The 20,346-nt window shown below is 46.2% G+C and carries 22 protein-coding genes; 18 read left to right on the top strand and 4 right to left on the bottom strand.

Annotated features, from left to right (window positions below):
• Positions 1-5 precede the first annotated feature (5 nt).
• Together mnmH and DESHY_RS12865 are read left to right on the top strand one after the other, a co-directional pair.
• Positions 6-1,133, top strand: a complete 1,128-nt coding sequence (gene mnmH, locus DESHY_RS12870; protein WP_008413409.1) for a tRNA 2-selenouridine(34) synthase MnmH — start codon at positions 6-8, stop codon at positions 1,131-1,133.
• Positions 1,078-1,836, top strand: coding sequence for a helix-turn-helix domain-containing protein (locus DESHY_RS12865; protein ID WP_008413407.1), 759 nt, complete (start codon positions 1,078-1,080; stop codon positions 1,834-1,836). Before mnmH ends, DESHY_RS12865 begins: the two co-directional genes overlap by 56 nt.
• A 547-nt stretch (positions 1,837-2,383) precedes the next feature.
• Here the strand turns inward: DESHY_RS12865 and DESHY_RS12855 are convergent.
• From DESHY_RS12855 to DESHY_RS12840, 4 genes are all read right to left on the bottom strand, one after another.
• The gene (locus tag DESHY_RS12855) at positions 2,384-2,569 is read right to left on the bottom strand and encodes a hypothetical protein (RefSeq protein ID WP_008413405.1); all 186 of its coding nucleotides are present in this window, start codon (positions 2,567-2,569) and stop codon (positions 2,384-2,386) included.
• A 125-nt stretch (positions 2,570-2,694) separates the two neighbouring features.
• Entirely contained in the window at positions 2,695-2,850 is a 156-nt protein-coding gene (locus DESHY_RS12850; RefSeq protein ID WP_235695582.1) for a hypothetical protein, read from the bottom strand.
• Positions 2,851-2,926: 76 nt separating this feature from the next.
• The gene (locus tag DESHY_RS12845) at positions 2,927-3,190 is read right to left on the bottom strand and encodes a hypothetical protein (RefSeq protein WP_008413404.1); all 264 of its coding nucleotides are present in this window, start codon (positions 3,188-3,190) and stop codon (positions 2,927-2,929) included.
• 191 nt (positions 3,191-3,381) lie between these two features.
• Positions 3,382-3,963, bottom strand: coding sequence for a DNA-processing protein DprA (locus DESHY_RS12840; RefSeq protein WP_008413402.1), 582 nt, complete (start codon positions 3,961-3,963; stop codon positions 3,382-3,384).
• 242 nt (positions 3,964-4,205) lie between these two features.
• On the opposite strand from DESHY_RS12840, the gene DESHY_RS12835 reads away from it, so the two are divergent.
• From DESHY_RS12835 to DESHY_RS12760, 16 genes are all read left to right on the top strand, one after another.
• Positions 4,206-4,706, top strand: a complete 501-nt coding sequence (locus DESHY_RS12835; protein ID WP_008413400.1) for a YajQ family cyclic di-GMP-binding protein — start codon at positions 4,206-4,208, stop codon at positions 4,704-4,706.
• Positions 4,707-4,777: 71 nt separating this feature from the next.
• The gene (gene rimO / locus DESHY_RS12830; protein WP_008413398.1) at positions 4,778-6,112 is read left to right on the top strand and encodes a 30S ribosomal protein S12 methylthiotransferase RimO; all 1,335 of its coding nucleotides are present in this window, start codon (positions 4,778-4,780) and stop codon (positions 6,110-6,112) included.
• Positions 6,109-6,654, top strand: coding sequence for a CDP-diacylglycerol--glycerol-3-phosphate 3-phosphatidyltransferase (gene pgsA / locus DESHY_RS12825; protein ID WP_008413397.1), 546 nt, complete (start codon positions 6,109-6,111; stop codon positions 6,652-6,654). Before rimO ends, pgsA begins: the two co-directional genes overlap by 4 nt.
• 188 nt (positions 6,655-6,842) lie before the next feature.
• Positions 6,843-7,412, top strand: coding sequence for a hypothetical protein (locus tag DESHY_RS12820; protein WP_008413395.1), 570 nt, complete (start codon positions 6,843-6,845; stop codon positions 7,410-7,412).
• Positions 7,396-8,877 carry an AAA family ATPase gene (locus DESHY_RS12815; RefSeq protein WP_008413393.1) on the top strand — a complete coding sequence of 494 codons (1,482 nt, stop codon included), beginning with the start codon at positions 7,396-7,398 and terminating at the stop codon, positions 8,875-8,877. Before DESHY_RS12820 ends, DESHY_RS12815 begins: the two co-directional genes overlap by 17 nt.
• 140 nt (positions 8,878-9,017) lie before the next feature.
• Positions 9,018-10,262, top strand: coding sequence for a competence/damage-inducible protein A (locus DESHY_RS12810; protein ID WP_008413390.1), 1,245 nt, complete (start codon positions 9,018-9,020; stop codon positions 10,260-10,262).
• A 23-nt stretch (positions 10,263-10,285) separates the two neighbouring features.
• Entirely contained in the window at positions 10,286-11,884 is a 1,599-nt protein-coding gene (locus DESHY_RS12805) for a DEAD/DEAH box helicase (protein WP_008413389.1), read from the top strand.
• Between the two features lie 142 nt (positions 11,885-12,026).
• The gene (gene recA / locus DESHY_RS12800; protein WP_008413387.1) at positions 12,027-13,073 is read left to right on the top strand and encodes a recombinase RecA; all 1,047 of its coding nucleotides are present in this window, start codon (positions 12,027-12,029) and stop codon (positions 13,071-13,073) included.
• Positions 13,074-13,397: 324 nt separating this feature from the next.
• On the top strand, positions 13,398-14,939 hold the full coding sequence (rny, locus tag DESHY_RS12795) for a ribonuclease Y (protein ID WP_008413385.1): 1,542 nt from the start codon (positions 13,398-13,400) through the stop codon (positions 14,937-14,939).
• A 164-nt stretch (positions 14,940-15,103) separates the two neighbouring features.
• Positions 15,104-15,622, top strand: a complete 519-nt coding sequence (locus DESHY_RS12790) for a hypothetical protein (RefSeq protein ID WP_008413384.1) — start codon at positions 15,104-15,106, stop codon at positions 15,620-15,622.
• Between the two features lie 17 nt (positions 15,623-15,639).
• A complete protein-coding gene (locus tag DESHY_RS12785) occupies positions 15,640-16,419 on the top strand; it encodes a TIGR00282 family metallophosphoesterase (RefSeq protein WP_008413382.1) in 780 nt (259 codons plus the stop codon).
• Positions 16,420-16,546: 127 nt separating this feature from the next.
• On the top strand, positions 16,547-16,807 hold the full coding sequence (locus DESHY_RS12780) for a stage V sporulation protein S (protein ID WP_008413380.1): 261 nt from the start codon (positions 16,547-16,549) through the stop codon (positions 16,805-16,807).
• A gap of 88 nt (positions 16,808-16,895) precedes the next feature.
• Positions 16,896-17,837 carry a dipeptidase gene (locus DESHY_RS12775; protein WP_008413377.1) on the top strand — a complete coding sequence of 314 codons (942 nt, stop codon included), beginning with the start codon at positions 16,896-16,898 and terminating at the stop codon, positions 17,835-17,837.
• Positions 17,838-17,929: 92 nt separating this feature from the next.
• Entirely contained in the window at positions 17,930-18,760 is an 831-nt protein-coding gene (locus tag DESHY_RS12770; protein ID WP_235695584.1) for a PHP domain-containing protein, read from the top strand.
• 42 nt (positions 18,761-18,802) lie between these two features.
• The gene (locus DESHY_RS12765; protein WP_008413375.1) at positions 18,803-19,972 is read left to right on the top strand and encodes an LL-diaminopimelate aminotransferase; all 1,170 of its coding nucleotides are present in this window, start codon (positions 18,803-18,805) and stop codon (positions 19,970-19,972) included.
• A 65-nt stretch (positions 19,973-20,037) separates the two neighbouring features.
• The gene (locus tag DESHY_RS12760; RefSeq protein WP_008413374.1) at positions 20,038-20,310 is read left to right on the top strand and encodes a hypothetical protein; all 273 of its coding nucleotides are present in this window, start codon (positions 20,038-20,040) and stop codon (positions 20,308-20,310) included.
• Positions 20,311-20,346: the final 36 nt, after the last annotated feature.

Below are 20,346 nucleotides of genomic sequence, written 5' to 3'. Positions count from 1 at the left end.
TAAGTATGACTGATGAGGTAACAATAATTGACGCATTGCAGATGAAAGATGTTTGCTTTGTTGACTTGCGGTCTGAGGGGGAATACGCTGAGGGTTGCATTCCCGGTGCTGTAAATATACCTTTATTTACGAACCAGGAACGTGCCCGCATCGGTACAGTTTACAAAACCGTAGGACCGGAGGCAGCAAAGCGTTTAGGGTTAGAGCTGGCAAGTCCGAAACTGCCTGAATTTTTTAATCAAATCGGTGAACTTGTAAAGGATAAAAAAGTGTTGCTTTACTGCTGGCGCGGTGGCATGCGCAGCAAATACACTACCTCTATATTAAACACCTTAGGATTACCTGTATCCCGTATTCAGGGCGGTTATAAGGCATATCGCCGCTTCGTGCACAGGTATTTGGAACGTGAGAGGATACCGCACAAAGTTATTGTGCTGCATGGACTTACCGGCACAGGAAAAACCTTGCTCTTACATAAGCTTAATCGGCAATTTTTGCCTGTCTTAGATCTGGAGACCATTGCACAACATAGGGGCTCTGCTTTTGGTAAAATCGGTCTGCCCGCGTCTCCTTCGCAAAAGGATTTTGAAGCACAAATTGTTCAAAGATTGATGGCTTCTGAGAAGCAAGGGGTTATTATTACAGAGTGTGAAAGCCGCAGGTTGGGTAAACTAATAGTGCCGCCGGCAGTTTTCAATGCCATGAACGGAGGATACCGGGTTCTTTTATATGCGTCACTCCCTGTACGGGTAAAAAGAATTATTGAGGAGTATACTGACGGTTCGGCAGAAAATATTCAACAATTACAGTACAGTACCGGTTTGTTAAAAAAATCCCTAGGCCTGAAAGTTGTTAACGATTTAAGCCAAAAAATTGCTGCCAAGCGTTTTGACGAAGTGATCTCCTATTTACTTACACATTATTACGATCCGCTGTATAATTATCCGGACGGTCCCAGTCAAGACTACGATCTTTCCGTTAACTGTGATGACCTGGACAGGGCTGCCATTGAATTGGCACAATGGGTGACGACAAGGCCGGAGTACAGAGTACCGGTTGAAAGCGGAGGTGAATCCTATGCCGATCGGGGAAGTTTTGAGGAATGCGAGGATCAGGAAGGGGTATTCATTTGAATACCTGGAAGAAGCCACCAAAATTCGTGCCAAGTATCTGCAAGCGTTGGAAAATGAAAACTTTGCTGTTTTGCCGGGACAGGTATATGCCAAAGCATTTTTAAGAACTTATGCCAGGTTTTTGGAACTGGATGTAGAGCAGGTGATGGCAGAATATAATCAATTAAGCCCGGAAACCGCATTGCACAAAAATGAAACCGAGCAGCCGCCCCCGGAACCTGCAGCTGCCCCAAGCAGCAAGAGATGGCATTATGCGGTAGCGGGTTTTGCTGTTATTGCTTTGCTGGCTTTTAATGCTCTTTACCATATGGGCGACAGCCCGGAACATAACAAGCCGGAACTGCCGAACACCGTGCAGCAGCCTCCGGTTAATCAAACCCTTCCCAGTGCTCCCATTAACAATAACCGGCCGGAAACCGGCCAGTCCAAACCAACTGAGGGAGTGCGAGTGGTGTTGAAAGTGACGGACAGTCAAAGCTGGATGCAGATTGTGGCTGACGGCAAAACTGTTTTTTCCGGCCTGGTCAATCCGGGGGAAACCAAGGATTTTACAGCTGATGAAAAAATATACCTGCATGTGGGTAATGCCGGGGCGGTGGAAGTAAGCGTCAACGGCAAAGACCTGGGGCGACTTGGCGAGCCGGGCAAAGTAAGACGTCAAACCTTTAATGCCGGGGAAGAGCCTCAATTGACACAGGGATAACAACATGCAATACAATAAGGAGCCGCCGGCTCCTTATTCCAGACTGCAGATATAGTTTTGAAACAAAGTGAAGTGGTTTTATGATCCCCTGCCGGCGACTTGTCGAAGCACCGGTAACAGCACTTGATGAGCGAAAGGAGCCGCCGGCTCCTTATTCATCTTTAATAACCCTTTGGCAGTGGGGGCAGGTCAACCGGTTGCCCTGGTAGAAGTTTCCGCAGCAGCTACACCGTACCTGCATTTGGGCGGTAATGTCCTGGGGATTGCCGGTGTGATGCCTGCTTCGGTTTTTAGACCGCCGGAGTGACTGCAGTAAATAAAAGGGTATTACTGCCGCAGGTGCAAAAAAGGTACCAATCGCCCAGCGAAAAGAGGATTCCCAAGGATAACCCTGTTTGCGTGTGTCCCAAAAAATCCATAATGCGCCCAGTAACCCCAGCAGCAGCCAGACAAAATGCATAAAATCACCCTAATAATTACTTTCTCCGACGCTTTTTAAAAACCTGCTTTGCCACTAAAATAATAACCCGACCGAAGTCGGGCAGGATTAAAATTGATCTGTTTGCGGCTCTCTGGTTGTCGGGATTCTTTCAGGAAAAGCCCGGTTTTCCGAGTAATCAACATTACATCTGCAATCTATTGCTTTATAAGCCAGGTAGCCCATGGCAGCCAGTGAAGCAATGTGCACCGCCCAAAAACCAAAATTAGGATATCTCCAGGTGTTGTCTCGCAATAGGGTTCACCTCCAGGTTTTTTTACTATTTTGTCTTTTATATCTCTGTTTTACTCTTGATGTTAAACACAACATGTTGCAAATTATTGCCAAAGTAAATTACTCGGGCCGTAGACCCGAGTAATTTACTTACGCTGCCGAGGTTTTTTTACCATACCAAACACAAACAACAATGCGCCGGTGATAATTAACCAGCGTTCCTGAGGAAAAATCATACTGGCACCGATGAGCAAGAAACCTGCAGCACTTAAAATGAACTTCCAGTTTAGTTTACTTTTCAAAGCGCAACCACCTTGTACTTTTGGCAAAAAGTATATCATACTTCAGCTAACTGGCCAAGGCTAAACAGTATACATTTTACCCTGCTTCTTCTTCAGACAGTGCGGTTGATTCTGCATATTGGAAGGAAAAATTAATTGCTTCAGGCGACAAATAATCCACCACATAACTGGCGATGGTTTCCAAATCAAGAGACCCATTTATGGCCAATTGAATCATTTTTAAGTGCTTTTCTTCCAGCGGAACAGTATAGTTATTGTATTCCAGCACCTGATCAACCAATATGGCCAGCCATTCCAGATCAATAATTTCCTCTAAGGAAAGTCTTTTCACCTTAATCATAGATATTTTCCTCCGGATGTTTTAGTTATCATAGTTAATAGATTAAATTTTGGCAAGTAACAAATATATTAATAAATAAACAAAACCTGTTTGATAATTCAGCTTGCGGTTAATCAACCTTATCCGCAAGTTAAATTATCAAGCAGGTTTATGATAGCCGGATTTTAAAATAAAAATGCAAAAAGGCAAAGCTAACTTTCGTCAATCATAACCTGGGCATCTTGCAGTACCACATAACGGCCGTTGATCTCACGGTAATGGTACAAAGGCTTTGACAGCTTTCTGGCCCACCTGGCGCAATGCTTAGTACCGCCGTTAATCAAGCCGTTGGGGGGAAAGCTACCTACCACGATAATTTTCTCAGACAACTGGGCTTGTGTTTTGTCCCTGGCTACAAAGGTCCACTTAGCAGCAGGCTGTTCGGGAGAAAACTGACTGACGATGCAGCCCCCCCTGCCAACAATGGTTTGCATTAAAAATTGATTTTCAGCCGGGTAGACGGCTGCTTGCAGTCCAAAGGGTACTACAGCAACAGTGATACCGCCGGCATCCAAACAACCCCAGTGGGCGGCCGTATCAATACCGGAAGCCAAGCCGGACAAAACCACGAACCCTTTAGCAGCTGCCTGGCCCGCCAGTTGATAGGCCATGGCACAGTCGCGCCGGTGCTGCAGTAGTTCAACTAAGGAACAACCGGGAGCCGGCGGCCGGGGACCGATAATGGCAACAACTTGCTTTTCAAAGGGGAAATTCCCCAAGTAATTTAAGTTCATTGGAAAAACCCTCCACAAACATTATAACAAAAGGCAAATCGGCAACAAACCATTAATAGCAGGTATAACCTGCACAGAGTGTCGACAAACATTAGCGGTGGTTTGTCTACAGTCTGAGCAGGAATAACCTGCAGTGACTTTGTGAGTACCTGTTCCATGCTAAAATATTCTGAGCTTCTTTTTTGACAACTTTATCCATTATGGTATAATTTTTATTATTGCAAGCACAAGGAGGTTTTGACATGGCCAAGGAAAACAGTTTTGATATTGTAAGCCGCGTTAATTTGCAGGAGGTTGTTAACGCTGTTAATCAGGCTTTAAGAGAAATAGAAAATCGCTTTGATTTCAAGGGCAGCAAAAGCAAAATTATGTTTGACGGCAAAGCAGAGATTACCTTAATTAGTGATGATGACTTTAAACTGCGCAACGTCATAGATATATTAGAGAGCAAATTGGTGAAACGGGGTGTTAATCTCAAGTCACTGCGTTACGGAAAAGTTGAACCGGCGGCCGGTGATACGGTTCGTCAGGTGGTAACCCTGGTACAGGGTATTGATCAGGACATTGCCAAAAAGATTGTTAAAACCATCAAAGACAGTAAAATTAAAGTACAGGTTTCCATTCAGGGTGATCAATTGCGGGTGGCAGGCAAAAACAGGGATGATTTGCAGGCGGCCATTGCTTTGATAAAAGGCATGGAGTTAACTATTCCGGTTGAGTTTACTAATTATCGCACCTTTTAGTTGAACTTTACAGCTTTCTTTAGGTGTTTTATACTATTTAAAAATATTATTTGTTACGAAAGGAAATATTGATGCCCGCCATTGGATTAGTCAGCTTGGGTTGCCCGAAAAATTTAGTGGATTCTGAAGTTATGCTGGGCATGTTGCAAAAGGCCGATTTTCAGATAACTGCCGACCAGGCTGCGGCAGATGTTTTGATCCTGAATACTTGCGGTTTTATTCAAGCGGCCAAAGAAGAGGCCATTAGGTATATATTTGAGCTGGCCCGGTATAAAGAACAGGGACGCTGCCGAGCCTTGATTGTCACCGGTTGCCTGGTTCAGCGCTATCACCGGGAGTTGATGGAGGAGATTCCTGAAATTGATGCGCTGGTAGGACCGGGCCAGATTGGTAATATTGTTGCCATTGTACAGAGTGTGTTAAGTGATCATGCCCCCAAATGTCATGTTAATGAGCCCCTGTACTTATACGACGAGCAAACGCCCAGGTTGTTAAGTACGCCTTCCTATACGGCTTATGTAAAAATAGCGGAGGGCTGCGACAATCGTTGCGCTTATTGTGCCATTCCTGATATCAGGGGCAAGTTTCGCAGCAGGCCCATGGAATCTATTGAAACAGAAATTAGAGAGTTGGTAAGGAAAGGCTGTCAAGAAGTTATTTTGATTGCCCAGGACACCACCAGGTATGGCCTGGACCTGTACGGTGAGTACCGGCTGGCACAATTAATCCGCAGGCTGGGTGCCATCCCGGGGTTAAGTTGGATACGTTTGATGTACTGCTATCCCAACCGTTTTACGGATGAATTAATTCAAGCTATTGCGGATACCCCCAATGTGTGCAAATATATTGACCTGCCGTTGCAGCATGCGGCAGATGATATCCTGCGCGCCATGCGGCGCCCGGTTACCCAACAACAGTCACGCGAACTGGTAAATAAACTGCGGCAAGCGATACCGGATCTTGCGATCAGAACTTCTTTTATTGTAGGTTTTCCCGGCGAAACCGATAAACATTTTCAAGAACTGTTGGACTTTATGGCAGAGATGAAGTTTGATCGGGCCGGCGTTTTTACCTATTCACAGGAAGAAGGAACTCCTGCTGCTGCAATGGCCAACCAGGTTCACGGGCGTCTGAAGCAACAGCGCTATCATCGGGCGATGGCCTTGCAGAGAGAGATTTCGCTGGCGCAGAACAGGAAGCGCCTTGGTCAAATAATGGAAGTACTGGTGGAAGAAACGGTGGATGCAGCCAAAGGAGTATATACCGGTCGTTCTGTTTATGACGCTCCGGAGATTGACGGCACAGTGGAAATTATCAGTCCTAAACCGTTAAATAGCGGCGAAATAGTTAAAGTTAAAATAACCCGGGCACTGGAGTATGATTTGATGGGAGAGTTGGCTCCATGAACCTACCCAATCGGCTAACCTTGGCCAGGATGTTTTTGATTCCTGTTTTTTTAGCAGTAGTTACCCTGAGAATTAAATACGGCGACCTCATTGCCGCCGGGGTGTTTATACTGGCGGCCAGTACAGACGGTTTGGACGGTTATATTGCCAGAAAAAACAAGCAGGTTACAACCCTGGGCAAGTTTATGGACCCTCTGGCAGATAAACTATTGGTTTCTGCTGCCTTGATCGTGTTGGTGGAATTGGGAAAACTGTCAGCCTGGGTGGCCGTGCTGATCATAGGCAGAGAGTTTATGGTGACCGGCCTGCGGGCTATTGCAGCGGCTGACGGGGTAGTGATTGCTGCCAGTAAGTTAGGTAAATGGAAGACGGTTACGCAAATTATTGCCATTGTGGCCATGTTTTTGCATAACGTTACCTTTCAGTTACTTGGTTTTGAGCTGGGCAAAATTGCCATGGCAGTGGCTGTCTTTTTTACCATCTGGTCGGGCGCTGATTATATGTCCAAAGGTTGGCACCTGCTGAAGAAGGGCGAGTATTAAAGGGTCAGTTGCGTTTAAAATGATCGCAACGGATTTTGGAGGTTAACCCGTATCACTTCACTTGTAATGGAAGTGATACGGGTTTTTTATGCAGGCTTTTTCCATTGGTTTCATAAAGAATCGTATATACTGTCGTGCTATAATAGTATAGCATAATATCAATACGAAAGCTGGAAAGGGTGGTGGCTATGCAGTGGCACGGCCTTAAATTGCCGGTTATTTTTTTGGCTTTTGTTTGCGGACTGGTTCTCGCTTTTGGCGGCCAGTGGGCATATCAAAAATATAACTATCAGCAGCCGTTAAATAAGATGCTGGCTGAAAATAACCTGGTAGATGAATATATGATAGAGGAGAGTGCAAACCAAACAGTAGTAAAAGTAAAATTATCAAAAAATGCTAACAACTTGATGACAGCTTATCAGGAAATTAATTATTTAACAAACAAGTTGATGGGTAAAACACCGTATCGTATTGAACTGGTCAGCGCACCCGACGCTTCTTTGGAGCAGGCTTTTGATGAATGTCAGTTTGTTATTTATCAGGCCCAGATAGCAGCTAATTTTCCGGAAGTTGCGTCCCTAGTAACGGCTGCCGCCTCCCGGCAGGGTGCGTCAGGAAAAGTTTTTGTGGATGAAAACTTTATTTATATTCAACTGACAAAACCGGATGGGCATTTTCTGCACAAAGTAATACCCAGACAAATTCCCGCTCAAGTAGTCATATGGCAAGGAGGTGCCGGCATTGTTAAAAGAAATTAGTATCGGCCTGGCAGCTGCACTGCTGGTGTTTGCTGCGGTTGCCGGTTATGATATAACTCCCGTTATTTTTTTGCTGGCCTTTGGTGGTGCTTTGCTTTATTTGACGGGTGCCAAGGGCATGGTAAAATCAGGTTTTGGACAGGCTGCAACACCCGCCAGGCGGCAGGATATTTCTTTCGATGACATCGGCGGACAGGCTGTTGCCATTAAAGAATTAAAAGAAGCGCTTGATTTTATTATAAATCATCAGGCGATACAAAGCCTGGGCATTCGTCCTTTGAAAGGGATTTTAATGACCGGCCCGCCGGGTACCGGTAAAACGCTGATGGCCAGGGCGGCAGCCGGCTATACTGATGCGGTATTTGTTTCTGCCAGCGGATCAGACTTTGTGGAAATGTATGCCGGAGTGGGTGCCCAGCGGGTTCGCAAATTATTTCAAACCGCTAGGGCGACGGCCGTTAAACAAAAGAAAAAAAATGCCATAATCTTTATTGATGAAATTGAGGTGCTGGCTGCCAAACGGGGTCAGCATGCCGGGCATATGGAATACGATCAGACCTTGAATGCACTGCTGGTGGAGATGGACGGCATAAAAGCAGATGATAATGTGCGCCTTTTAATTATGGCAGCCACTAACCGGGTGGATATGATGGATCCGGCCTTGCTGCGCCCGGGACGATTTGACCGGCAGGTGAAAGTTGACTTGCCGGATAAAGCGGGACGTTTGGAGATTTTAAAACTGCACACCCGTAATAAACCATTGGCGGATGATGTCGACCTCTCGCGGATCGCTAAAGAAACCTTTGGTTTTTCGGGCGCCCATCTGGAGAGCCTGGCCAACGAAGCAGCCATACTGGCTATGCGGGAAGGGTTAAAGGAAATACATTATCGTCATTTCCACGAAGCGGTGGACAAAGTAATAATGGGCGAGAAACTGGACCGTCAACCCAACCCCGATGAATTGAAAAGGGTAGCCGTCCATGAGATCGGTCATGCTTTTATCAGTGAATGGGTGCGTCCGGGTTCGGTGTCCACGCTTACCGTAACTCCCCGTGGCGGTGCACTGGGCTATATGCGGCAAAACCCGGAAGACGATACTTATTTATATACCAAGGATTACCTGGAAAACCAAATTGCCATTATGCTGGCAGGTGCGGTGGCGGAGGAAATTGTGTACGGCAACCGCAGTACAGGTGCAGCCAACGATTATGAAAAAGCCTTACAGACAGCAGATACCATGATTAAAGCAGGCATGTCTAAGCTGGGTGTGGTAAGTCTGGAAAGCCTGCCCGGGGAACTGAAGCATCAAGTTGTTTCAGAAATAATTAACGGGCAGGAACAACGGGTTTATCGGGTTATGCAACAGCATCAGGATTTTTTGCAGGCTACCGTGCAAGTTTTATTGGAGCAAGAAAAGATTTCAGGAGAAGAATTCAGGGCTTTAATTCCTCCTCTTGCTGCATAAAATGATAAAAAATGGAAACAATAAAGAGACCGAAAATGGTCTCTTTTGTTCATTTCTCTTAAATTGCGCTTTTCTCTAATATTTGTGAAGGGAAAACTGCAGTACCGGCGAATTACTACTAATGATCAAGCAGGAAAAAGGTGATATGGTTGCAATCAGAAATAATTTTTACCGGTACAGAATTACTGGTGGGTGAAGTATTGAATTCCCATGCCCAGTATTTAGGCCGGCGCTTAACTGAAATGGGAATCGAAGTTATACAGCACACGACAGTAGGGGATTACTGGGGGCGTATGGGGTTAGTACTGCTGCAAGCTCTGGAGCGGTCTGACCTGATTTTTATTACCGGTGGGCTGGGTCCCACCATTGATGACTTAACCAAAGAAACCGTGGCAGAAGTTTTAGAGCTTGATATGAAGCTGGATGAGGCATCTCTCAGGGCTATTAAGGATTATTTTGCCCAAAGAGGCATGGAGATGCCCACTAACAACATTAAACAGGCCTATTTCCCGGAAGGTGCCAAAATTTTGCCCAACACCAGAGGCACTGCACCGGGAGCAATTGTGGAGGTTGATAAAAAGGCCATCATTATCTTGCCCGGACCTCCCTGGGAACTGGAAACCATGTTTGAAAGTTATGTGGTGCCTTACTTGAACAGTTTGCCTCACCGGGGAACCTTATGCACTTCTAAGTCTTTTCGACTGACTGGTATCGGGGAAAGCTCTGTGCAAGAATTAATCGAAGACTTATGCGGCAAGGGCAATCCGGAAATTGCCTTTTTAGTGCAGCCTGGCGTGGTGGAAGTGCGCATTACCGGACAGGGATCAACCCTGGACGAAGCCGCCGGCTTGGTACAAGAATTGTCAGATCAAGTACGACGCCGGTTATTTCAATATATTTTTGCTGAAGATGATGAAAAAATTGAGCAGGTGGTGGGTCAGCTGCTCATGGATGCCGGCATGACGATTGCGGTGGCTGAATCATGCACCGGCGGCTTAATTGAAGCGAAACTGTCAGACATTCCCGGTGCCTCGCGCTATCTGGTGGGCGGGGTTGTTGCCTACAACAGCCGCATCAAAGAAAAAATTCTAGGTGTTCCCGCTGAAATTTTGCAGCAGTTTGGTCAGGTGAGCCGGCAAACAGCCATTGCCATGTCTGAAGGGGTGCGGCGGGAATTAGGCAGCAGTCTGGGCTTGGCTGTTACCGGGGTGGCCGGTCCTACTTCCTCTGAGGGGAAACCGGTGGGTCTGGTTTATATCGCTTTGTCATCACCGACGGGAATTTGCTTCCGGGAATACCGTTTTCCCGGCGAGCGAAAGGCCATCCGCAACGGAACGGTCAATGCCGCTCTGAAAATGGCCAAGCATTTTTTGCAAGGTAAGTAACTAAGAAAGAAAGAAGGACATAAATGAACCAAAGAAAAGAAACAAAATTATTCGGTGAACTGGTTATTAATAAGAAGATTGTGGACGGGCTTGTTGAAATGGGGTTTGAAGAGCCCACACCCATACAGCAGCTGGCAATTCCTCATGTTTTAGCGGGCCATGATGTGATTGGTCAGGCACAAACGGGTACCGGCAAAACGGCTGCCTTCAGTATACCTTTATTGGAACAAATAGATTTTCGCAAAAAAGTTTTACAATCCCTGATCATTACCCCTACCAGGGAATTAGCCATTCAAGTGGCGGAGGAAATCAGCAAAATCGGTCGTTTTTGCCGTGTCAAAGTGCTGCCGATCTATGGCGGGCAATCCATTGAACGACAGATCCGCTCGCTGCGGCAGGGTGTGCAAGTTGTGGTAGGGACACCGGGCCGCCTGCTGGATCACCTCCGGCGCCATACCTTAAAGACTGACCAGGTGCGCCTGGTGGTACTGGACGAAGCGGATGAAATGCTGGATATGGGATTCATTGAAGATATAGAAGAGATATTAAAACACATTCCGGCTGAGCGTCAGACGCTGTTGTTCTCAGCTACCATGCCCGCTGAAATTGTTCGCTTGGCCCAGCAATATATGAAAAATCCCCAATACGTTACGGTGAGCAAAAGCACCCTGACGGCCCCGCAAATTGACCAGGTCTACTATGAAGTGCCGGAAAAACATAAATTAGAAGCTCTGTGCCGTCTGTTGGACACCACGGATATTGCCCAGGGGATTGTTTTCTGCCGTACAAAGCGGGGCGTGGATGAGCTGGTGGCGGGTTTGCAGGCCAGGGGTTATACAGCTGCGGCCCTGCATGGTGATCTCAGCCAGCAACAAAGAAACAATGTTATGAGGCAGTTCCGGTCAGGCGAAGTGGAATTGTTGGTGGCCACTGACGTTGCTGCCAGGGGCTTGGACATTGAGGGAGTATCTCATGTGATTAACTATGACATTCCGCAGGATCCGGAATTTTATGTGCACCGGATTGGCCGTACCGGCAGAGCGGGCAGATCAGGGGTGGCTATTACCATTATTAATCCCCGGGAGTACCGGCAGTTACGCCTGATTGAAAATATCACCAAGACCAGAATCAAACGGGAGCGCTTGCCCAGTGTGGCTGATGTGGCGGAACGCCAAAAAGAAGGTATCAAAGAACGCCTGTTGCGCCTGATGGAAGAGGGTAAGCTGGGTTATTATCGTTCTATTGTTGACAGCTTGATCGATGAGTATGATCCTATGGATATTGCAGCAGCGGCTCTTAAACTGTCCCTTGACCTGGAACCGGCTGCGGAAGAAGTAAGCCTTGAAACCGCCAGTTTTGGCAATACCGGTGCTAAACCGGGCATGGTAAGATTATTTCTTACCCTGGGTCGTAAAGAAAAAACTTCCCCGTCGGAAATTATCAAACTGATTTCCGAGGAGTCCGGCGTGCCAGGGGAGCAAATCGGCAGCATTAATATTTATGAAAACTTTAGTTTTGTAGAGGTACCTGAGGAATGGGCCAACTGTGTCATCAGCTGCCTGCACAAGCAGCAATTTAAAGGCAAACGACTGTTTGTAGAGCCTGCCAAGGCCAGAAGGTAGCGCACTGTTTATTTTCAGGGTTCAGTGTTCGTACATATTTCGAACCTGAACTCTTGCTTTTTTATTGACTGGTTTGCAGTTAACACCTTATAATGGAAAAAAGCGAACATATGTTTAGAATGGTTTGGGAAGGAGTTTTTTTATGTCCGATAAACAAAAAGCCCTTGAACTGGCCTTGGCTCATATTGAAAAACACTTTGGCAAAGGATCTATCATGAAGCTGGGGGACGCCACTAAGCTCAATGTAGAAGCCATTTCCACCGGGGCCTTATCTCTGGACATCGCCCTGGGAGTGGGGGGCTTGCCCCGGGGCCGCGTGGTGGAAATCTATGGCCCGGAATCTTCCGGTAAAACCACCGTAGCACTGCATGTAATTGCTGAGGCCCAGAGGAATAACGGCATGGCGGCTTTTATTGACGCTGAACATGCTCTGGATCCGGTTTATGCCCGGCGCCTGGGTGTTGACATTGAGAACTTGTTGGTTTCCCAACCGGATACCGGCGAACAAGCCCTGGAAATTTGCGAAGCACTGGTTCGCAGCGGCGCCATTGATGTGGTGGTGGTGGACTCGGTGGCAGCCCTGGTGCCCCGAGCTGAAATTGAAGGAGAAATGGGAGATGCCCATGTAGGATTGCAGGCCAGGTTAATGTCCCAGGCCTTAAGAAAGCTGACAGGAATTGTAAGCAAATCGAAAACCACCGTTATTTTTATTAACCAGATTCGGGAGAAGGTAGGCATTGTTTACGGTTCGCCGGAAGTAACCACCGGGGGCAGGGCTTTAAAGTTTTATGCTTCGGTTCGTATGGAAGTTCGCAAACATGAAAACATCAAACAAGGCACAGATATTATTGGCAGCCGCACCAGAGTGAAAATAGTGAAAAACAAGGTAGCTCCGCCCTTTAAACAGGCAGAATTTGACATTATGTACGGTACCGGCATTTCCAAAGAAGGCAGCCTGCTGGATGTAGCCACTGACTTAAAAATTATCAGCAAGAGCGGTGCCTGGTATTCTTACGGTGACGAGCGATTGGGTCAGGGCAGGGAAAATGTTAAAGAACTGTTAAAGGAAAGACCGGAACTGGCGCAGGAAATTGAACGTAAAGTACGGGAAAAATTAGCCATGGGTGGTGCTGAGTTGCCTACCGTCAACGGGCCGACGGATGACTTGACTGAGGAAGATATGGGTTAGGTTTATTACCCCGGGTTGCCAGGGGGTAGCAGACAAACTTGACAGTGATAATAAAAAGATGTACAATTATCGTTGGGAGAAAATAGAATTTGATATCTGGCAACAGTTTATATATATATAAAATCCAATATCCTTAAGGCACAATCCTTGTTCTGTTAGGGTTTTTGGCGTTGTTGTTGTGTTCCAATATCCTAAGATGGTTTTTTGCCCGTGATATGGACATTTCCAGATATCTGTTCTTTTTCTACCGAGTGTTACTCGGTTTTTTTATTGCTTAAGTTTGTATTAAAACTTTGATAATTAATAGGCAGGGAGGTGAAAACTATGGAGCCGATGCAAATGATTTTAGTAATGTTGGTTACTGCTTTAGGCAGCCTGGCAGCGGGGTACTTTATTCGGAAAAATATTGCCGAAGGGAAAATTGCCTCGGCTGAAGTACAGGCAAAAAAGATTTTAGAAGAAGCTGAAAAGGATGCTGAAGGCAAAAAGCGTGAAGCCATAGTTATGGCTAAAGAAGAAGTTCTCAAGCTGCGCAACGAAATGGAAAAAGAGATTCGCGACCGCAGAAATGAGTTGCAGCGATTGGAAAGAAGGCTTCTTCAGAAAGAAGAAACCTTGGACCGTAAAATGGATTCTATTGAAAAGAAAGAAGAATCCCTTAGTCGGAAAGAGGTTGAAATTGAGAACAGTAAAGCTGAACTCAATCATATTTTGCAACGCCAAATGGCTGAACTGGAGAGGATTTCCGGGCTTTCTTCAGAAGAAGCACGTCAAATTTTGCTGAATGATATTGAAAAAGATCTTCAACACGATATGGCTCTTATGATTAAAGAATACGAAAACAGAGCCAAAGAGGAGGCTGAAAAACGAGCTCGCGATATTATATCTTCAGCCATTCAAAGGTGTGCGGCTGATCATGTAGCAGAAGCTACGGTGGCTGTCATTCCTTTGCCTAACGACGAAATGAAAGGTCGCATTATCGGCAGAGAAGGTCGCAATATCAGAGCCTTTGAAACCTTAACCGGTATCGACTTAATCATTGATGATACACCTGAGGCTGTTATTTTGTCCGGGTTTGATCCCATTCGCAGGGAAGTGGCCCGCTTAGCGCTGGAAAGGTTGATTTCCGACGGGCGTATACACCCGGCCAGAATTGAAGAAATGGTCGAAAAGGCCCAGAAAGAAGTGGAAGTACAAATTCGGGAAGCCGGAGAACAAGCAACCTTTGAAACAGGTGTACACGGACTGCATCCCGAGTTGGTAAAACTTCTGGGAAGATTAAAGTTCCGTACCAGTTATGGACAAAATGTTTTAAAGCACTCCGTTGAGGTTTGCCACCTGGCCGGTCTGATGGCGGCCGAGCTGGGAATAGATGTGAAACTGGCCAAGCGTGCAGGTTTGCTGCACGACATTGGCAAAGCAGTGGATCATGAGGTAGAAGGGCCTCACGTGGCTATTGGTGTAAATTTATGTCAAAAGTATAAGGAAAGTCCGGAAGTCATTCACGCCATTGCAGCCCACCACGGCGATGAAGAACCTAAAACTATTGAAGCTGTACTGGTACAAGCTGCCGATGCTATATCTGCCGCCCGTCCCGGAGCCAGAAGGGAAACCCTGGAATCATATATAAAACGACTGCAAAAGCTGGAAGAAATAGCCGGGGAATTTGACGGTGTGGATAAGTCCTTTGCCATTCAAGCGGGGCGAGAAATTCGCATCATGGTTAAGCCGGAAAAGATAGACGATCTGGCAGCCGTTCGTCTGGTAAGGGATATTGCCAAGAAGATTGAAAATGAACTGGATTATCCCGGGCAAATTAAAGTAGTTATTATAAGGGAAACCAGACATGTAGAATATGCTAAATAGTGATCTGCAATAAAAACGGCCCTGCTGGGTCGTTTTTATTGTAAAGCCACTTACTGCCAAAACTGGCACAAAGTTTTTTCGACAAAAAATAATAACCGGCAGGAATGTTATCTTGATCAAAGAATTATTACTATTTGGATTGAACAAACAGGTGGTGAATTTTTTTGGATTTTCGTTATAAAGGAAAGGAAGATTTAACTAACAGTGTTAGCTTGTTAATTTCCATCCTGATCAGGTATCCCGAAGTGGCCAGAATTAATTTTGACCCGGAGCATAACCTGTTAAAATTTACATTTATGTATGCCGGGGTATTGCAGGAAAATGAAATTGTTCAGTTAAAGGAAAAGATAATCAGCAGCATTGAGGTTTTTCATGTGCTGGAAGGTAAGTCGCCGCGGGTTGTTCAGCTGGCTTATGAAATATCAGATGCCCTTACCATGATTGAAATTGAGAGAGATGTGGACACACTGGTACAGGGGGAAATCACCCTCATGGTGGACCTGTTCCGCGGTTATGTTCAGGAGAGTCTGGTAACCGAAGAAAGTGACCGACCAAACGATGAAGACTTGCTTGTTCAAGAAGAACTGATTGAACATATGTTGGAAAGTATTAAGAGAAAATCAGAAACGAAAAGACTATATGCCTTCAGAGAAGAAGGACGTGTACTGGTTTTTAATAAGTAGGGAGGCTTCCGGATAAATTGCGTGTGTTAATGATTGGAGACATCGTAGGACGGCCGGGCAGAAAGGCTGTGTTGGATAATTTAAGTTTTATACGACAGGAACAAAACATAGATTTTGTCATTGCCAACGGGGAAAATGCCGCCGGCGGACATGGCATTACAAAGGACATCGCCAGGCAGTTATATGCCGCCGGAGTAGATGTTTTCACCATGGGAAATCATGTTTGGAATAAAAAAGAAATTATTACTTATATTGACAAAGAAAAAAGGCTCCTGCGACCGGCCAATTATCCTCCTGGTACGCCGGGAGCAGGTTTTAATATTTTTGAAAGCCAAACAGGTCATGCCATTGCCGTTATTAATATTTCAGGCAGAATATATATGCAGGAACTGGACTGTCCTTTCCGTACGGTGGACAATATTCTTAAACAACTTGAAGATAAAGTCAAATTAATCTTTGTAGATTTCCATGCGGAAGCTACCTCAGAAAAAGTGGCTATGGGCTGGTACCTGGACGGACGTGTGACGGCCGTCTGCGGTACCCATACCCATGTCCAGACTGCGGACGAGCGAATTTTGCCTAAAGGCAGCGCATACATTACTGATATTGGCATGACCGGCCCCAGAGATTCAGTTATCGGTGTAAGTACCAACCTGGTTATTGACAAGTTTATTACACAAATGCCCCGGCGCTTTGAGGTGGCAGACAGCGCATATCAGTTTAATGCTGTGGTTATTGATGTTGATCCAAACACAGGCACAGCCCTAAAAATAGAACGCATATTTGAATTAGAGTAAATTTTAGGCATACCCTCCCCATAAAATTTATAAATTTCTTACAATAGGAGGAATTTTTAGGAGTCTGCAGAATAAAATCAATACAGGGATGAGAGCAATCGCCAAACAAACTAAGGAGGGTATCAGCATGGAAGTGTTAAAAGTTTCAGCAAAGTCCAATCCAAATTCTGTAGCCGGGGCGCTGGCCGGTGTCCTGAGGGAGCGCGGTTGCGCGGAAATGCAGGCCATTGGAGCCGGTGCATTAAACCAGGCGGTAAAAGCTATTGCAATTGCCAGAGGTTTTGTGGCCCCCAGTGGAGTTGACTTAATTTGTATCCCTGCCTTTACTGATGTAATTATTGACGGAGATGAAAGAACTGCCATTAAGCTAATTGTAGAACCCAGATAAATCTTCACCAGTCAATTGGTACAACCTGTTTGCCGGCGGCAAACAGGTTTCTTGCTTATTTTGTATACAGTGAAAGGTGGGCTGCCCTTTGCCGGTGGTGGATGCACATTGCGATACTTTGACTGTGCTGGCCCAGCAAAACAGGAGCTTGGGAAGGTTGTCCGCACAGGGCCATCTGGACCTGCCTCGCTTACGCAAGGGAGGTGTGGATGTCCAATTTTTTGCAATCTTTGTGGGGCCGGACAATCTTACTGATCCGGTTGATTATACAAATGAATTGATTAATCTGTTTCAAAAAGAAATTAAATTTAATCATGACTTAATCGAACATGTTACTTGTTATGCAGATATAGAAAATGCCATGCAGAAAAATAAGATAGCAGCGGTGCTTACCATAGAAGGCGGGGAAGCCCTTAACGGCCGGGTTAAACAACTTGATCTTTATTATCGCCTGGGCGTCAGGGGGTTAACTTTAACCTGGAACGGCCGTAACGAGCTGGCAGACGGCGTTGGTATGGGGGCAGCAGCCACCGGGCTAACTCAATTGGGCCGGCAGGTAGTGCAGCGGATGGCTCAACTGGGAATGATTATTGATGTATCTCACCTGGCTGAGCCAGGCTTTTGGGATGTTTTGGCGGAAGTTAAGATTCCTGTGGCGGCAACTCATTCCAACTGTCGTCAGCTTTGTGATCATCCTCGTAATCTTACAGACCGGCAAATTAAAGCTATTGCCGATCGGGGAGGTGTTATCGGGGTTACTTATGTGCCGCAATTTATTGATAGCCGGCAGCCGTCCTTGCACAAACTTTTAGATCATATTGATCATCTGTATAAAGTCGGCGGCATCTCCAGCATTGGACTGGGCTCTGATTTTGACGGCATTGTTACTACCGCGGCAGGGTTGCACGATGCCGGCGTGGCGGTTCCCAATCTAGTCAGGGGTTTGTCAGCAAGAGGCTATCATACAGGTGATATTGAAAAAATACTTGGCAATAACTGGCTGCGTCTGTTTAAAGAAGTTTGCGGTTAATTGTTTTTCCTTAGAGGAAATTTGCATCCTAACTAGAAACAATTATAGAATGGGTTAGCTTCCGACATGGGAATACTGGGAATAAAAAAGTGGTGATTATTTTGTGTGTTGATTTACATATTCACACCACTGCTTCAGACGGTTCGGATACTCCCGGCGAAGTGGTAGAAAAGGCTGTCAGGTTAGGTCTCCGGGCCATTGCCCTGGCTGATCACGATTCCCTGGCCGGTGTTCGGGCAGCACAACAGGCGGCTGCTGATTTTAATTTAGAAGTTTTATCCGGGGTAGAAGTCAATACCTATTTTGAAGGGCAAGAAATCCATGTCCTGGGCTATTTAATTGATCCCCAAAACGATGAATTTATTAGCAAGCTGGCGGAATTTAGGGGTGAACGATTAACCAGGGCCAGGAAAATGGTGAAAAAGTTAAAACAATTAGGTATAAATATTGATTTTGACCGAGTGAAAGAATTGTCTGAGGGGGGCTCAGTGGGTCGGCCACATATAGCCCGGGCGATGCTGGAAAAAGGATATGTTGCTTCTCTGCAGGAGGCTTTTAACAATTACCTGGGAGCCGGTAAACCGGCCTTTATCCCAAGGGAAAAACTGTCACCTGCCGAGGCCATTCAATTAATCATCCGGGCAGGCGGGGTGCCGGTGTTGGCTCATCCCGGGCTGGTCAAACTGGACCCTTATTTACCCGATCTAATGGAAGCCGGCCTTAAGGGATTGGAAGTATGGCACTGCAAACACAATCCTTTAATGGTAGAGCATTATTACCGTCTGACCCAAAAATTAGGTTTGATTGCCACCGGAGGTTCGGACTATCACGGTGCCGTGCATGACACTTGCAACGTGCTTGGGGCTGCTGTGGCACCCTACCGGACGGTACAATTATTAAAAGCAGCAGCCGGGAAAAATTAGTCCCGTGCTTTCAACAGTAAGACAGGATGGAGTTGAGCAACAATGAAGCTGGCACGCCGGATGGACGCTTTGGCGCCCGGTATTTTTGCGGAACTGGCCAGAGCTAAGGCTAAGAAAGAAGCTACCGGAATTAAAGTTATTGATTTAAGCGTAGGCAGTCCCGATTTACCTCCTGCCCGCCATATTGTTGAGGCGTTGCGTAAGGGAGTGGAAAATCCCCGCAATTATGCCTATCCGATAAGCGGCAAAAGAGAACTGCATCAGGCCCTGGCCGGTTGGTACAAGCAGCGGTTTAACGTAGAGCTGGACCCGGCCACCGAGGTACTGACTTTAATGGGTTCGCAAGACGGTCTGGCCCATCTGGCCCTGGCCTTAATTAATCCGGGCGATGTTGCTTTAGTGCCGGATCCTGGGTACCCCATCTATGCAGCCTCTATTTTACTGGCGGAGGGTGAATTATATCCCATGCCTTTATTGGCCAAGAACCGGTTTCTGCCGGATTTAACCGAGATTCCACCCTCAGTGGCCGGACGGGCCCGCATGATGACGCTTAATTACCCCAATAATCCGGTGGCTGCCTGTGCCGATGCCGATTTCTTTCGAGAAGTTGTGGCTTTTGCCAAAGCCTACGACATAGTGGTATGTCATGATGTGGCCTATGCCGAGCTGGCTTATGACGGTTATAAGCCGATGAGCTTTTTGGAAGTGCCGGGCGCCAAAGAGGTAGGTATAGAATTTTACTCTTTATCCAAAACCTATAATATGGCCGGTTGCCGGATTGGTTTTGCGGTGGGCAATGCGGATGTTTTGCGGGCCCTTGAGCGCATTAAGTCAAATATTGATTACGGTGTTTTTGCAGCGGTGCAGGAAGCCGGTATTGCTGCCTTAACCGGCGACCAAACATGCGTCCGTGAAACTGCGGCTGTTTATCAAAGAAGACGTGATATAATTGTTGAGGGGCTGGCTAAACTGGGCTGGCAGGTGACGAAACCGCAGGCTTCCATGTTTATCTGGGCACCCCTTCCCAAAGGATACCGCTCCTCCCGGGATTTCTGTTTGGAATTTTTAGAAGCCACCGGGGTATTAGTGGTGCCCGGGGTTGCTTTTGGTGCTCAGGGGGAAGGTTATGTGCGCATTGCCCTGGTGCAAAAGGAGGCAGATTTGCGGGAGGCAATCCAGCGAATTGCTTCATTATTCCGGTTTAATCAGTAAAATGTCTACAACACCACCACCAAGCATATACTACGGTAAGAGCCTTTGCAAGGGGTGGTGTGGTTTTGAACAGCAGTGCGGATCTTCAGTATCTGCAAAAAAGGATTCAGGAACTGGAAGAAAAAGTTGAACAATTGAGGCTTAGCCGACGAGTGCTAATGAACCTTATAGAAAAGATTGAAAAGGATAAATCTATGTTTGTCAGCCGGTTGGAAAAGGAAAACCGTAAACTCCATAAAGAAAATTACCGTTACGCACAAAATTTATTAAAACAAAATCGCCGCATAGTTGAACTGCAAAACCGCTTGGAGAATTTGCAAACAGAGATGGAAATGTAGAGTAACCATCACCTACAGGAAATAATTGAAAGGCTG

The sequence above is a fragment of the Desulforamulus hydrothermalis Lam5 = DSM 18033 genome, from assembly GCF_000315365.1.
GTDB lineage: Bacteria > Bacillota > Desulfotomaculia > Desulfotomaculales > Desulfotomaculaceae > Desulfotomaculum > Desulfotomaculum hydrothermale.
The sequence above is the reverse complement of the archived record's forward strand: the minus strand, read 5'-3'. Positions and strand labels throughout refer to the sequence as shown.